The following is a 15,801-nucleotide window of genomic DNA, read 5'->3' on the forward strand; positions in this document are numbered from 1 at the left end:
CCTCAAATGTGTACGCGGGAGAAGTGTCACCACCAAACACGCCCGAATGGTCACCGATCTATTGATGCAGAACTGTCACCGATGTCCTGAGACATAACACTTCTCCACCGCATGTGTGATGTATCGGGACATGGCTGACAGTTCTGCTTCAGGAGGTCGGTGACACTTCCTGCATCAGGAAATTGGTGACAGTCATATAGATTCCAGTCGGTGTCTTCGAAGCCTTCCCGAAGTTCAGGGCTACGGCCGAGCTTGATTCGGATGCAGGTTTTTTGGACCGTCGACGCTTCCGCCCCTAATTGCGGGTATCACCAACGCTATGAACCATGACGCCCTTGGGCGGCCTGAAACGGCCATCCGATCGAGCTGTGCCGAGACACCGTTTCGAGCGATTTGCGGAAGATTCAGGAAATCGAACCTGACGAGGCGCACCAATTTGCGGCTCCCCTAGACTGCAAAAAACATTGTGCCCCCGTGTCGAATTCTGCAAACACGCGGAGCAGTCCCTGCGCGGTACAAGTTGCCACACCCTCCCCCGAATGCAGAGCACATCGGTTGGACCTGAGTTGGGACGCAGGTTCGACGGCGGCCTCAAAGATCTAGGATCGAGGCCGCCGTCTACCGCGTTTGGCCGAAGATAGTACTGTGACCACTCAACTCTTATGCCGCTGGTCCGTTCTCGAAGCGGATCTGATCAACAAGGATATGGCCCCACGAACCAGAGTTGTTGTCGATGATTTGGATCTGTGCCGTCTGGCCTGCAAGGTCAGAAACATTCCATGAGTTCCAGGAAAGGTGCTCGCTGTTCTGTCCTGTCGCCGTCCGAACAACATGACCTCCGACGATCAGGTTGATCGTCGTTTGGTTGTCGGTCTCGCCAGCTGTTGCATTCGGAGCGTTAGTGAGGACTATCTGGTCAACGATGACGTGACCCCAGGAGCCTGTTGCGTGGTCGATTACTTGAATCTGCGCCTTCTGGCCGATCAGCGAGTGCACGTCCCAGTTGACGCTCGACATCGTCGAGGAATTCGCCCCGGTGGCCGTGCGATAGACCGTCCCGTTGACGAGAAGGTTCACCGCTGCCGACCCTGAGCTTCCCCACGGGTGATTTCCGCCGGCGATCATGAAGTCGATGTAGTCCCGGGTGATTGTGAACTCCGGTGAGGTGATCGCTCCCGTGGATGAATCGCCGCCGCCCGCATAGGTATCCAGGACCTTGGCACCGACTTGGTTGGGAATCGTTTCTGCGGTGGGCCCTTGGCCGGTGAAGCTGCCCGACGATGTCCATGATGGGCCCCAGCTGGTGCCTTCAAAATCGGCAAATATGTCGGATGGTCGGGGGTGGTTGCCGCCGCCAGCCAAGAAGTTGACGTAGGAGCTGCCGATCGTGAAGGAGGGAGAGGTCAACGTTCCGGTTGAGGTGTCACTACCGACAAAGCTATTCACTAGCTTGTTTCCGACGAACCCGCTGACGGGCTGCTGTCCTGCCAGGGCCCCTGATGCGGGACCTGTGCCGAACGCGCTGCCCGTCGTGGTCCAGGAGCCATAGTTCGACGCCTCGAAATCTGCATAAGGCGATGCTGGCAGCGCGGCCGTGGTGATGTTGGCAAATTCAGTAATCGATATGTTGCTGAACGTTGCACTACCGCCGATCGTGTACAGCGATACCCCGGTGTCGGAGGCGGCAAAGAATGCTTGACTTGATAGCGCGATCTTGCCGTCGTCGAGGAATACTTCGACGCTGCCGTGGTCGACGAGGATTCTTAGGTGTACCGAGGTGTCCCCCGCGGGTAACGGCGCCTGGGACTGCTGAAAGGAACCGAAGGAATATGGAACTTGGTCTGAGCCGCTGCGGTCAAGATAGAGGTTGCCGTTGTAGACGCCGATATTTGTCTTCCGGCTACCGTCTTTGTTGGTGCCGACAGAGATGCCAACATTGTTGAGTGTTGTCCAGTTCACGTCGGCGTCGAGCTCGTACGAGGAACCGTGGTAGTCAAGGTTGGTTGTGCCATTTACGGTTGAATTCGCCGGGAGTATTACCTTGGTCGCAAGATTGGACAGGGCCGGGGTTGGTTGCGAGAGCAGGCTGTAGACCCCGCCCGTCTCGGATTTTAGTGTGATCTGGCGGACGACGGACATCTGGCCGTTGTAATTGTCGGTGAAGTCAGTCGGGACAGCGTGAGGCGCGTAGTGCCAGTTGTTCATCCAGCCAATCGCGTATCGCGATGTGTCTGGATTCGATTGATCGGGCCAGGTGACGGCGGCGTACCAGTCCGAACCCCAGTCAAGCCATTGCGGGTCAGTCTGGTCAGTCGTGAACGTCGTTCCGTTCCACGAGCCTGTCCAGTAGGCGTACGTGTCCGGTTTGCCGCTGTAGTCACCCTGCATACTGCCAGCCATCACCCAGTGCCAGGTGCCATCGCTGGCCTTGATCTGGAAAATATCTGGGCATTCAAAACCGCCGATGTTCGGAGTCGTATACGCAAAGTCCGAAGTGTGTGTCCACGTTTTGAGGTCCGGAGATGTGTAGAAGCTGATCTTCTGTTGTCTACCGATGACCGCGACCCACTTGGAATTGCTCGCATCCCACACGATCTTCGGGTCTCGGAACCAGTCGGATGAGTCGGGGTTGGCAATGACCGGTGCGCCGTATTGCGTGAACGTGATGCCACCGTCAGTGGAATACCACAAGTATTGCGATTGCTGAAAAGCATCGCCATCAGTGGGTTGGGTCGCCAGTGCAACGACCGCGCCGGAACCGAAGCCCGCCGTGTTGTTCGTGTCGACCACCGAAGACCCGGTCCAGACTGGAAAGTTCGTGCCTTGCGGCAACGCAGTACCCTCGTCGTTCCACACGGCAGTGTCAGAGCTGGTCGCGTGCTCCCATCCGCCGGGGCCGTTGTCTTGCGAGCTGTGCAGGTAATAGAAGTTGTATTTGCCGTTGACGTACACCGGTCGTTGCGGATCACTGAGCCAGCCGGACGGCGGTGTCAGGTGATATCCCGCACGGAGCGAGCTGGGCGTCGAGGAGCCGGTGGCATGGGCTCCAGCGAGCCGTCCCACAGCGATCGTAGATATTGTGAGCAAAACGATTAGGCCGAGAAGGCCCACCTTCTTCGCGAACGATGACCGTTTCAGCGCTCGAATCATTGTGACCTCCATTGGTCCGAATGGTTAGCTAACGTGCGTTAGCAATGGACCTCAGTGTAGGGTCGCGTTGATGACCCTGCAATAGTCAGGCTACGGAACCGCGTTTTACTAGCGGGCAGGGCACCAAGAGCGGGGTGCAACCAGCGCTACCATGCACGGAACTGAGTACTTCGACAGCGGCCGCGCCCATCCTCTCGAAGGGAAGGGCGACTGTCGTCAGCGCAGGCCGCAGATATGCCGCGATGATCTCTTGGTTGTCGAATCCGACGACGGAGACATCGTCGGGCACGTGAAGCCCGGCTTCCTTGATAGCGTCGTAGGCCCCCATGGCCATGCGGTCGTTTGCACAGAATAAGGCCGTTGGCACCTCACCGCCGTCCAATAGAGTGCGCGCAGCATGGAAACCACCGTTCGCGGTGGCGTGGCCGACCGTGATCATGCGATCGTCCACCTCGATCCTTGCTTCGCGGAGAGCGCGACGGTAACCGGCTTCTCGGAGCCGGGCTGCGGGCATTGCCGTGTCAAGGTTGATGAGTGCAATTCTCTGGTGACCCGCTTCGATCAGATGGCGTGTCGCTGTGAACCCGCCCTGTTCCTCGTCCGGGAGTACCGACGGAAATTCGCCAGATTCCTCGACACAGTGCGCCAGCACAGTCGGCACTTCTCGAGCTGCGGACGGGAGTGCCACGACTTTGTGTGCCTGGGTGGCGTAGATGAGGCCCTCGACCCGGCGTTCGAGGAGCATCTCGAGCGCGGCTTCGTCCCGGGCTGGGTCTCCTTCGGTACTAACGATAAGCAAGAACTTGCCCAGCCTCCACGCGGCCTGTTGCGCACCATTGATGATGCCGCCGGCGAACGGACTCGACGCGATATCCGTGACCAAGCCGATGAGGTTGGTGCTTTCTTTGGCCAACGACTGGGCCATTACGTTCGGCCGGTACCCCAGTTGTCGAGCCGCTTCTCTGACGCGTGCCCTCGTCTCTTCGGGGATACTGATGTCGGTGCGCTCGTTGAGGACGAACGAAACCGTCGACCGGCTAACCCCTGCGTTGCGGGCGATGTCTTGCATCGACACCTGGCGTCTGACCATGTCCCATCTTCACACAGCCCGTCGAGGGGGGGTCCGTCTCGCGGGCGGAATAGATCGTGAATCCGGCGGGACTCAGTGGCATGCGCCATGCAAGTCCCAATCACCCGCGTCCTCCCTGCAGCTGACGCCCGCTGCTCGCTCGATGAGTGTCGCCGAAGCCATCAAGGCCTGTGCCGCCGAGACATTCCTCCCTCATCAATGTCCGCGAGCGTGGGAGGCTCCGCTCCGATTCGCGAGACCGTGATAGCGGCGCATGCTGCGGAGAATTCCCCGATTGACGTGAGGTCTCTCCGCGTCAATGCTCCGATTATCGGACGTTCCAAGATCAGGTCGTCGGTGCTGCCTGATCCGGCGCCGGTACGCTGCAGCGTGGCAAAGATCAGACCACTCATGAAGGAGTCTCCAGCGCCAATGGTGTCGGCAACTTTCGTCGGTACGCCGGCCACTCGTATTCGATCGTTCACGGTGGAGAGAATTGCGCCATCCGCGCCCAGGGTGATGGCTGCAAGGCCGGGGCCGAGCCGGAGAATGGTGTCAAGTACCGCATCGATTGAGAGCTCAGGGTAGAGCCAGGACGCATCCTCCTCGCTCAGCTTGACGATATCGCAGGACCTGGCCAAAGCCTCGAAGGCAATTCGGACCTCTGTGTGACTGCCGAGGAGTGATGGTCGAATGTTGGGATCAAAGGTCACAATCGCATTTCTCTGGGCGGCCGCGACAACTGCCGCCGCGACGGACGAAGCCCCCGGCTCTAGGAAGGCTGCAATTGACCCTGTATGCAGGAGACGGCCGGCTGGGATGGATTGGGCGTTCGAAAGTGACCAGTGGATGTCAAAGTCGTATGATGCAGTCCCCGATGCGTCAATGTGTGCTGTCGCTGTCGATGTCGGGCCCCGGACGATCGAGCCCGGGACAAGTTCAACTCCAGCGTCGGTGAGCCGACGGCGGATTTGGGCCCCGCGATCGTCGTTCCCTATCGACGTCAGCAGACTCACCGATAGTCCCAGTCGGCCTACGCCGATCGCAACGTTCATGGGCGATCCACCGGGGTGCTCGGACACTCCGACGTGGTTTGCCACGATGTCGGTGAGGGCCTCACCAATGACGACAATCATGCGTGCGGTCCGTTCTGTGCGGCGGTCGGTGGGGTGGTCGTTCGTTCGAGGTTGTAGATTCTGAGCGAGTCAATCGCGCCAGATCCGTGGGTTGCGTAAATGGCGATTTCTCGGCTGGATGGTTCGGGAAAGATCTGATCGGTGATTGTGACGAGTCCGTCCTGAGCGAAGACCTCTACAGATGAATGGTCGACGTAGATGCGCAGTCGAATCTTGCCTCCAGTCAGGTCGGCAGGCGCCCTCTCTTTGGAGGCGAAGTCCGGGTGAAAATCGACGTCCCCGGAATGTCTCCTGTCCACGAAAACCGAGCCGGTCTCAACGTCGTAGCCGATGAATGTGCCTTCGCCCCTGCCACCTCGGACGATGAGCCCAATCTCCCTCGCCGTTCCGGGCGTGAGGGCCGCCTCGATGTGCAGCACGGAGCCCCAGCATTCTTCCGGGAGTGACTCAGCCCCCTCGTCAACCGTCTTGTGGTCGATGGCGAGTGTGACTTCGTCTGGGTCAGGAACGACAGCTATTGCTCTCTGGAGGAGGCGGGGAACGCCACGGACGGTAATCAGGCTCACTTCTCGGGGCAGCGACATTGCACTCTTCCACGGGTGGGTCGGTATGTCGTTCCCATAGTCCCAGTTGTTCATCCAGGCAATCATGATGGGTTTGTCGCCGGGGACACCGCTGAAAGACACCGCGGCATAGTAGTCGCGTCCCCAATCGAGCCAGTTGCATTCTTCTTGCCCCCCGTCTGAGCCCTCGCTGTCCTTGGGGATCGTGCTCTCCGACGTGAACGTCGTGCCGTCGAAGTTCCCGACGAAGTATTGGCCGCCGGATCCGCCCGCGATGCCGCCCGGGTTCAAGTTGACGATGAGTACCCATTTGAGTCGGTCAGGGTCGCCATCGACGGCGAGCGGGAACAGATCGGGACATTCCCAGACGCCACCCGTTGCGTTGGCTGGACCGAAACTACTGAGAAAGCTCCATTCCCTGAGGTCATCGGACCGATACAGAACGACCGTTCGATCCTCAGCCTCGACGGCGACCATCACCCAGTAGCGCTCGGAGAGGCCCTCATATCGAAATACCTTGGGATCGCGGAAGTCCCGAGAGTGCCGGTTCAGGACAGGGTTGCCCTCATACTTCGCCCAAGTTGCACCTTCGTCCAGGCTGTAAGCAAGGGACTGGGCCTGAACCCCGGGGAAGGCCGATTGTTCAGTGAATGCGCTCGTGTAGACGGCAACCAGGGGCACTGTTCCGGCACGCCCGAAGCCACTGGTATTGCCTGCGTCGACGACGATGCTTCCCGAGAAGATCTCCTCATTCACGTCGCCCTCGATGGCTACCGGGCGTTCCGTCCAGTTCACCAAATCTGGCGAGGAGGCATGACCCCAGGACATGTTGCCCCAGACGTTGCCTCGCGGGTTGTATTGATAAAAGAGGTGATAAAGCCCTTTGTAGTAGAGAAGCCCGTTGGGGTCGTTGAGCCAATTCTGTTCCGCGGTGTAATGAATCGAGGGTCGGAAACGCTCACGTCCGATAGGGGTCAGAGACACGGCCTCAACCATTCCTGCACCCCGCTTGATGAAGCGCCGCCGGGGAACCGGATCGTCGGCAATCGCTTGCTTGAAAGCCGATATGCCGCTCCTGTGATGCAAGCACCATCTCGCAGCTCGACTTCACGGTCTTGACATTCATTCGAAGATTCACTCCTCATTGACGTTGACGGTTCCACGTGTTTGAAATTTCCAGATCCCGGCGGTGAGGAAGATCTCGGACGCCTTCCGCCGCTTGTCAGATGGATGCGCGCTCGCCGAGCGTTCAGCGTGCACTCACCGGTCTCATTCGGGTCCAGAATCGACGGTCATGAACTCGTATGGCACCGTGGCCTCGCCCGGGACGGCTTAGGAACAGTCATCGGGATCAGGCGGCAGACAGAGGCATGGTGCCTATCCGACGCTGGCCAGGCACAGAGCCGGTCGGGACCCGCGTGCGGCACCGGTTAGGACAGACCACCTCCCAGCCTGGGAAATTACATGTTGGCGGGCGCCTTCTCTTGCCTGGTACTGACAGAGTCGCGTTCTACGACCGGACACACGATCCTGAGGACACCGTTCCCGGGCGCCTCGTCGAGTCCGAGCAGAAGGCGCACGCCTGCGGCCCCGAGTCGATAGTGCGGTAACGCGACGGTTGAAAGCGGTGGCCGGAGGTGTGCTGCAATGACCTCTTGGTTGTCGAACCCGACCACGGCGATGTCCTCGGGAATGGACATGCCGACCTGCCTCAGGCCGTCATACACCCCCATCGCGACACGGTCATTGTGGCAGAAGACCGCGGTCACACCACACTGAACTAAGCCCTCGACGGCCGCGTATCCGCCTTCTTGATCCGGGTATGCATCGAAGACGAGGTTAGGGTCAAACGGGATCCCAGCGGATTCCAGAGCTTCTCGGTACCCTTGAAGCCGCCCGTCCCTCGCGGGAGATGGCGTGGTCGTGTTAAGGAACGCAATTCGTCGATGACCGTGTCTAATGAGAATCTCAGTGGCCGCTCGGCCACCCTGCACCTCATCCGGAACCACTGCCCAGGCGTCCGAGTCGCGGGCGAAGCAGTTCACGAGAACGAAGTCGGTCTCATTCAGCGCGGCGGGCACTTGTGCCACCCGGTGATACCAGGTGGAGTACAGAATGCCCCGCACCTTGTGTTCGAGCATCATCGAAATCGCTTCCTTCTCCGCGGGCTCGTTGCCCTCAGTATTGGCGATTAAGAGCACGTAACCGTGTTTCCACGCCTCGTCTTGTGCTCCGCGGATGATCTGGCCGGCGAACGGTGTCGTGGCAATCGCGTCAGCGACAAGACCGATGAAGCGCGAACTCCCACTCACTAGGTTCTTCGCGAGCGCATTGGGCCGATATCCGAGCACGCGAATAGCGTCGCGAACACGTTTACGCGTGTCCGCGCCGATTCGCGCGTCCTTCTTGTTGTTGACAACGAGGGAAACGGTGGCCACCGAAACCGCCGCAGCTTCAGCCACTTCGCGCATTGTCGTTGGGCGATGTCGAGTTGTGTTCGGTGGCGGATCGGATTCCGCAGGTTGACTGGATCCCTTTTGAGTCGTCATCGAATCTTCCCCACACAGTTCTGGTCGGCGGGTGCGATCACCCCTTCGACCCGCCACTTTCGAGTCCGTAGATCATCGCCTTGTTGAGGATGAGGAACACGAGTAGCAGTGGTGTGATTGTAATGCACACTGCGGCGAAGGTCGCCGTCCAGTCGACCTTGCCCATCGCCCCAATGTAGTTCTGGAGGCCAAGAGGAATCGTCTTAAGTCCCTCGGAGAGCACGAACGTATTGGCGAAAATGAAGTCGTTCCAAATGAAGATGCTGTTGACCATCACCACCGTCACGACGGTATTGATCGAGAGGGGAAGCGTGATCAATCCGAAGATACGGTACGGTCCAGCGCCGTCCAGAGACGCAGCCTCGTAGGTTTCACGGGGGATGTTCTCAAAGAACGACGAGAAGAGATAAATCGACATGGGCAGAGAGAACCCTGCGAGAGGGATAATCATCGACTGATACGTGTCGAGGAGGTTCACCGAGGCATAGTCGATGAACAGCGGGACGAGCGCGATCTGGACAGGCACGATGATACCGATCAGAAAGAGTCCCCGGACGAACTTGCTGAAGCGGAAACCGAGAACCTGCAGAGCGTAGGCCGCCATCATCCCAAGGAGCACGATGAGGAGATTGGCGCCCATCGTGACGATGAAGCTGTTGACGATGTTCATACCGAGGTTCCCCGTTGCGAACGCGCGGGCGTAGTTGTCGAACGTGATCGACGACGGCAATGCGAACGGGTTGCCGCTGGCGTAGTCATGCTCTGTTCGCAGGCTGGTGAGGAAGAGCCACGCGAGCGGGTAAACCTGCACGATGACGATGACGACGATCAACGCCGTCGACAGCGTTCGGAACACGCTCGGCTTGCGCCGCCGGCGGCGGGCGCCCCTGGTGATGGGTGAAGTGACGATCGATCTGGTCACCGGGGCGGTTTGGGTGGTCATGCCTCGTCCTTTCTTCTGAGGGTGAAAATGATGAGGCCGACGGCGACGAGGCATTCAACGACAATGAAGACGGACATGGTGCTGGCGTACCCATAGTTCGTGCTCGTGAAGGCGGTCTTATACATGTAGGTGGTCAGCAACTCCGAAGACTGACCAGGACCGCCATTTGTCAGGAGATAGGGGATGTCGAAGCCACGGAGTGCATAGGTCGTTGCCATGATCGTCGTGGTTATCCAGACAGGTCGAATATGCGGGAATCGGATCTTGGTAAATACCTGCCACCGTGAGGCGCCATCGAGGCGCGCAGCTTCCTCGAGTTCCTGGGGGACGGACAAAAGCGCTGCGAAGATGATGAGCATGTACAGTCCGGTGAAGCGCCATCCCTCGGGGATCGATACCGCGGCCAAGACGGAGTTGATGTCGGAGAGCCACGCCCGCTCAAGGTTTCCGAGCCCCACCCAGCCGAGAATCTGGTTGAGGAGACCCACAGGGTCTATGGAATAGATCCGCTGGAACAGGAACGCGATCGCCACGGTGGAGATAACGGCCGGAAGCAGATAGAGCGTCTTGACGATATTGCGGCCGCGGCGAAGTGACGTGAGCAGGCTCGCCACGATCAGAGCGCCGCCGAGCTGGAGCACGAGGCAGATCACGAGGTAGCCCAGCGAGTTGGAGAAGGCATGCCAGAAGACGGTGTCGCCGGTGAACATGTGGATGTAGTTCGTCAGGCCGACGAACTCCATGTCGCTAATTCCGTCCCAAGAGAAGAAGCTGAGAAACAGGGACTGGACGATCGGCAGGAGGACCGCGACTCCGTATAGGAGAAGCGGGGGCACGAGGAAGATCAGGACTGAGAGTCTCGATCGGTTGGGGAGCATGATGAACCTTTCGGTGGGGGGCCGGAGCCCCCCACCTCTCGGAGCTACTTGAAGGCGGCTGGGGCGTTCTGCGCGATGGTTGAGTCCATCGTGCTGACGAATTCGGACGGGTCGGTGTTGCCCTGCACCAGAAGGGTGAGTTCCTGCTGCAGACGCGTGTTCGATGTCGGGTCGAGCTGGGTGTCCCACGGCATCGCGATCTTTGATCCGACGTCGTTGGACTGATCGACGGCCTTCTGGTAGAGCGGAGTCGCGTTTGCCGGAATCGTGGTCGTCACGTTCGTCGTCGGCGAGAGTGCTCCGGTTGCGGCAATGGCGCTAGGGTACTTCGTGAGGGCGAACTTCAGGAAGTCGCGGACCAGGGGATCGTAAGTCTTGGCGTTGACGGCCATCCCGATGCCCGAGGGAGACACGTACTCGTTGGCGTCCGTGACGGAGTTCGCAGTGGTCGGGAGTGTGAAGTAGTCGACGTCACTGCGCACGGCAGGGTCGAGCTTGTCGGTCGCGAGGCTGGAAAGCTCCCAGGTGCCGATGTTATACATGGCCGCTTTACCCGACGTGAATAGGTTCTGTGCGTCCGAGTAGCCAGTTGACGAGAATCCGTCCTCAAAGCACTTGGAGGAACCGAGCTTGCTCAACCAGTCGGCTGCAGCCAAACCTGCCGGGTCGCTGAGCTTCGCATCGCCCTTTTTGAGGTTCTGCACGTAGGTGGGACCTGCTGTGCGGAACGGGTGATAGGCCGCATAGCGCTCGAGCGGCCACTGGTCCTGGCCATCAAGAGCGATGGGAGTGATTCCGGCGTTGCGCAATGCCGTGCACATGGCAGGGATGTCGTCAAGGGATTTCGGGATTGCTACTCCGGCCTTCTGAAGTAGCGCCTTGTTGTACCAGATGAACTCGAGCTGGAACTCGAATGGGATCATGTACAAGGAACCGTCGTCGAAACGCTGGTAGTTGAGCGCCGCCGGCCTGTAGCTGTCATAGAGACCAAGGCTCGTCAACAGTTTGGTAGCGTCGACCATGGTTCCCTGTTTCGCGAGCTTTTGAGCGAAAGGCGTCGCGTCGGTGTCGAACAGCTCGGGGAGTTTGTTCGCGGCCGCGAGCGTCTCGTATTTCTGGATGTAGGACGGTCGGTCCGGTGTCGTGATGAAGTTGAGCGCGAATCCGGGATGGTCCTTCGCGTACTCATCTGCGATCTGCTTCATGACCGTGATGACACCGCCATCGGCCGGCCGTGATAGCAGCCATGAGATCGGTCGTGGGACGATCGCACCGCTGGGATCGATATCGGTCGTTTGGCTTGTGCCGCCGCCGCTGCCGTTGCTACATCCGGCGAGCGCAAGCGCAACGACCGCAGCGATCGCGGTCGTCCTCAGTGTTTTCTTCATTGCTATTCCATCTCCTTTGATTCTGAATCAACAGTGTCGTGCAGGTCTAGTTAGGTTGTGTCGGTCTAGTCAGTGGTGCGCTGACGGACCTCGAATTCGTGCAGGGTCGCAGATCCCTCCCCGACGAATACGCCCAGTCGTCCCTCCGGGCGGTCGTAGATCCGGGTACTGAGGGCGACGTGTCGATCGAGGACGGCAACGCACAAGTCCCCATCGACGACGATTTCCAGAGTGTGCATCCCGGCGGAAAGGTCACAGGGACGTTCAAGTTCGATGGCGAACGGGACATCCCCGGAAATGTGCCATTGGGCATCACCCGTGACAGTGCGCGGCCATCGGTCGAATACGAGACGGTTGCGCTTCGGTTCAAGCCGGATAATGTACGACTGGTCTCCATCGAAGCTCGAACGCAGCAGTAGGCCGCATTCGGTCGTGTCAGGCCCGATCTGGAGTACCGCACGCGCATAGAACTGCGCTGGCAGGATCTCGTCGGAAACAAGCGCCGAGTATCCATCGACGGCGTCGAGCGTGTGCGGCAATGCGCCGTTCAAAGTGACTGGAATGCCATGCCCGAAACTCTCGACGAGTTCACTAGCGAAGGAGAAAGCAAGGGTGCCGTCATCGTTCTGATGCGCCTCAAGCACGGACATGGTCCCGGCCCACTCCCAGGCGCCATCATCATGGGCACCTTCCTTGCTCGCGATCCAGCCAATGAAGAAGCGCCGTCCGTCACGTTCTGTAGTTTTTGAAGCGTAAAAGGCGCGACTGTCGACGGTGTCAAACATCGGCACAAGCCACGGTCCATCCGGACCCTTCGCCATCCGGTAGTGCGTTGTGAAGGACTCCGAGAACTCGGAGTAGACGAGATACCACCAGTCGCCCCACTGGAAGACATCCGGGCACTCGTGCGTAATGTATCGCCGCGGATCCCAGAATGGCTCGGTCGGTTCCCAGCTCAGAAGATCCGTCGAGACGCATTCCGCGATGACCCCACGCCGCCTCTCTGGCCCCTCCGCGTGCCTGGCCGCGAGGAGCATCCTCCACATCCCGCGACTCGTGTCCTTGAACACGAAGGGGTCACGCCAATCGCCGGATTCCAGGCCCGCAGAGGCACCGAACGTGAGCTCGGGATGCTTGGTCCACGTCGTCATCCCATCCGCGCTTGTGGCGTGCATGACAAGTTGGAGCGCGAGGCCGTCTGAACCCAACCGAGCGGGGTTCTGTCCCGTGTAGAACAGATGGTGCACTCCCGACTCGTCGAGGACGATACTCCCCGTGTACGCGTTGAAGTCAGCATCGTCCTCAAGCCCGTGGGCGAGAGAGACGCCCCGATCTTCAAAGCTGACGAAATCCTTGGTGGTGACCAGGCTCCACGACGTCCCCGGTTTTGGATACTCCCGGAGTTCCTGCAAATAAAACAACCAGAACTCACCCTCATGCTCAAAGGGGATGACGTCGCCCACCCATCCATCGTCGGGCTTAAAGAACACTGGTTGGCTCATCTGCGTTGATTCCCATTCGTGATTAATCGTTTGATCATCTAGACAATATCTGACGGATTCGGATTGATCAAGCGTTTAATCAAAAGATCTAGGCAAATCGGGTGCGCGCAATCGTGCAAGGCCGATTCGATAGTGTGACGCACACAGCTCGGGGCCCAGGCGGCGGCAACGCGTCGTTGCATTCCTGCGGACGTCCCTGTTCGTTCGCGTCCTCCACTGAATATTTAATGCCTGCCGGACAGTGGTCCCCCTGGCTATTGCTCCCGGAGGACTAAGCCGACGCCATCGACTCATTCCCCGAGCCTGCTGTGCCGGGGAGGATTCCCCGCTGAAGCATCAAGGGATACAACCCCTGGCTCAGCAGTTTGTCCGAAGCCGTAATAGGACGGGTCCGGATGAGTGCGTCCATCGGTCTAGTCGGAGCTCACGTACCACCTCGGCGATACGTACCCGTTTCGCCTCGGTCAGACCGAGGATCGGGAGCGGCAGGCACGCGTGCGGGGCGAGGCCGAGGCACTCCGCGATGGCAGCGACCACGCGCAGACTGCCTCCGAACTCGGTAAACAGACGCCACAGCGGCGCGAGCCGTTCTGATTCTGCCGCCGCGTCCGCCGCCCGGCCTTCCTGCGCGGCTCGCGTGATTCTGAGTGCGGCCGCAGGGAGGACACCCCCGATGACTGAGTACCAGGCATCACATCCCGCATTCAACCCGGTCGCGGCGAATGCGTCACCGGACACGCCGATCGTGACGTGCTTGGGCACCATGGCCCGGATCGCCGAGACGTGGGCGCGGGCTGCGGCGGGGTCGGGAGGTACGCCGGGGATCTTGATCGACGCGATCCCCGGCAGGCGGGCGATGCGGGCGTAGAGGTCGGTACTGAATGTGAAGTGGGTGGTACCGGGGTTGTCGTAGACGATCACGGGAAGCTCGGTGTGCTCGGTGACGGTGCGAAACAGCTCGAATACGTCATCGTCGGTGAGGGGCTGGTAGCTCATTGGAGCCAGGAGCACTCCCGCGACTCCGGCTTGTTCGGCATGGTCGATGTTCGTGAGGACCTGGGAGGTGCGCAGCGCCCCCACACCCGCGAAAACGGGCGTCTCGCCAGCATGCTCGACGGCAAGACCTACGACGCGGGCACGCTCGTCCGGGGTGAGATAGGCATAGGAGCCGGTCGAGCCCAGCGTTGTGATCGAGTCCACCTTCGCAACGCTCAACCTCTGGATCAAGCCGACAAACGCGTGCTCGTCGACCGCATCGTTCTGAAACGGGGTCAGGGGGAAGGCGCTCAGCCCAGTGAAGATGTTCATACCTCCTCATGGTGCGGGGTGTGTTCGAGACCGAGAGTGAGGGTGGCCTGTCAACACCAACCGAAAAGATGGCTAGTGCTGCCAACTGAAAACAGGTCGCTCTCGTGTGGTACTAGTGTGCCGCAGTCGCGTTGGATTGGTGGCGCTTGAGCCAGCATTCCAGGCTGGGACTGGGGCGATCGTCCTCGCCAGTAGGCTCAAGCCATGATTCGCCTGCGTAAGACGCGTTGGAAGGTCGCATACATCCTTATCGGGGTGATCGCGCTGGCCGCAATCGAAATTGCGATCCAGCCGTTCAGGTTGCCGAATCCGCTGTACGCCGTGGTGGCAAACTCGCTGAGCATCCTGCTCATTTTCGGAGGGGTGCGGTCCTTCCGCGGATTGGGCGAACCGCTAGAACCACCCCGCGCCTGGTGGAGGATGACGTCCCGGCCACGAGCCGGGTACATCATCGGATCCCTGTTTGTTTTGAACTCCGCCAATGGCGTGCTCGTTGCGACCACAGGGCCACCGGAGTTGATCTTCAACGTCGCGATCAGCGCGATGGTCGACGCATCACTGGCGTTCTTGTACTTCAGGTCCTCCACCCGGTTGCGAAAAGCGCCTCCGCTCACTGTGCACGAAGTACCACGCTGGAAGCCACTCAAGAGCTAGTCGGCCTTTCCCTCGGGCACGGATGCCTCCTATGGTCGGAGCATGTCCTTCCCTCACTCAGACCGGCTGATCTTTCGGAACATGACCGATGCTGACCTCGATGACATGGCCGCCATGCTGGCTGACGCGGACGTAATGGAGTACTACCCACGACCCAAGAGCCGCGAGGAGGCCCAGGGGTGGATCGACTGGAACAAGCGCAACTACCTCGAGCGTGGCTATGGTTTGTGGGTCATCGAGACGAAAGCGGGTGAGTTCGTCGGCGACTGTGGCCTCACCTGGCAGGCCGTCAACGGCCGACCCGAACTTGAGGTCGGCTACCACGTGCGGGCAAAGATGCAGGGACGAGGCTACGCAACCGAGGCCGCTTCGGCTTGCCTCGACTTCGCCCGAAACGTCTTGGGGGCAGCTCACCTGGTCGCGATCATCCACCCCGATAACCGGGCCTCAAGAGGCGTCGCGGAAAAGATCGGCCTTGAATTCGAAGAGGATGACCGTGGCGGAGCTATAGACGTCCGCTCCGTCTACGGGTTACGTCTGTGACCTGTCCTTCCTAGCCGGATGCTCCGCGAACTGAATTCGCATTAGGTGTGCGTCGTCGCAATGATCGTGACCACAACCACCGCAACGGTGAAAACGGCAAGAATCAGCCATCCCTGCC

At 59.7% G+C, this 15,801-nt stretch carries 12 protein-coding genes; 1 reads left to right on the forward strand and 11 read right to left on the reverse strand.

Annotated elements, in window-relative coordinates; translation table 11 throughout:
- Positions 1-660: 660 nt before the first annotated feature.
- From E3O39_RS00435 to E3O39_RS18835, 11 genes are all read right to left on the reverse strand, one after another.
- Positions 661-3,150: a GH32 C-terminal domain-containing protein gene (locus E3O39_RS00435; protein WP_134447127.1), complete on the reverse strand. Its 2,490-nt coding sequence runs from the start codon at positions 3,148-3,150 to the stop codon at positions 661-663.
- 85 nt (positions 3,151-3,235) lie between these two features.
- Positions 3,236-4,240, reverse strand: a complete 1,005-nt coding sequence (locus E3O39_RS00440) for a LacI family DNA-binding transcriptional regulator (RefSeq protein WP_134447129.1) — start codon at positions 4,238-4,240, stop codon at positions 3,236-3,238.
- A 161-nt stretch (positions 4,241-4,401) separates the two neighbouring features.
- Positions 4,402-5,355 (reverse strand): carbohydrate kinase, encoded by a 954-nt coding sequence (locus E3O39_RS00445; RefSeq protein ID WP_134447131.1) that lies wholly within the window; start codon positions 5,353-5,355, stop codon positions 4,402-4,404.
- A complete protein-coding gene (locus E3O39_RS00450) occupies positions 5,352-6,914 on the reverse strand; it encodes a glycoside hydrolase family 32 protein (protein ID WP_134447133.1) in 1,563 nt (520 codons plus the stop codon). The genes E3O39_RS00445 and E3O39_RS00450 overlap by 4 nt, the downstream gene beginning before the upstream one ends.
- Before the next feature lie 464 nt (positions 6,915-7,378).
- Positions 7,379-8,467: a LacI family DNA-binding transcriptional regulator gene (locus tag E3O39_RS00455; RefSeq protein WP_134447135.1), complete on the reverse strand. Its 1,089-nt coding sequence runs from the start codon at positions 8,465-8,467 to the stop codon at positions 7,379-7,381.
- A 37-nt stretch (positions 8,468-8,504) separates the two neighbouring features.
- Positions 8,505-9,410, reverse strand: coding sequence for a carbohydrate ABC transporter permease (locus tag E3O39_RS00460; protein WP_134447137.1), 906 nt, complete (start codon positions 9,408-9,410; stop codon positions 8,505-8,507).
- Positions 9,407-10,288 (reverse strand): carbohydrate ABC transporter permease, encoded by an 882-nt coding sequence (locus E3O39_RS00465; protein ID WP_134447139.1) that lies wholly within the window; start codon positions 10,286-10,288, stop codon positions 9,407-9,409. The genes E3O39_RS00460 and E3O39_RS00465 overlap by 4 nt, the downstream gene beginning before the upstream one ends.
- 44 nt (positions 10,289-10,332) lie before the next feature.
- Positions 10,333-11,676 carry an ABC transporter substrate-binding protein gene (locus tag E3O39_RS00470; protein WP_134447141.1) on the reverse strand — a complete coding sequence of 448 codons (1,344 nt, stop codon included), beginning with the start codon at positions 11,674-11,676 and terminating at the stop codon, positions 10,333-10,335.
- Positions 11,677-11,741: 65 nt separating this feature from the next.
- Positions 11,742-13,178, reverse strand: a complete 1,437-nt coding sequence (locus tag E3O39_RS00475) for a glycoside hydrolase (protein WP_134447143.1) — start codon at positions 13,176-13,178, stop codon at positions 11,742-11,744.
- 357 nt (positions 13,179-13,535) lie between these two features.
- The gene (locus E3O39_RS00480; RefSeq protein WP_134447145.1) at positions 13,536-14,486 is read right to left on the reverse strand and encodes a dihydrodipicolinate synthase family protein; all 951 of its coding nucleotides are present in this window, start codon (positions 14,484-14,486) and stop codon (positions 13,536-13,538) included.
- Between the two features lie 197 nt (positions 14,487-14,683).
- Complete coding sequence (locus E3O39_RS18835; protein ID WP_135100608.1) at positions 14,684-15,100, reverse strand: hypothetical protein; 417 nt, start codon at positions 15,098-15,100, stop codon at positions 14,684-14,686.
- A gap of 82 nt (positions 15,101-15,182) precedes the next feature.
- On the opposite strand from E3O39_RS18835, the gene E3O39_RS00490 reads away from it, so the two are divergent.
- A complete protein-coding gene (locus E3O39_RS00490) occupies positions 15,183-15,683 on the forward strand; it encodes a GNAT family N-acetyltransferase (RefSeq protein ID WP_134447149.1) in 501 nt (166 codons plus the stop codon).
- The last annotated feature ends 118 nt before the right edge of the window (positions 15,684-15,801 follow it).

The sequence above is a fragment of the Cryobacterium sp. MDB2-A-1 genome (assembly GCF_004402675.1).
GTDB lineage: Bacteria > Actinomycetota > Actinomycetes > Actinomycetales > Microbacteriaceae > Cryobacterium > Cryobacterium glucosi.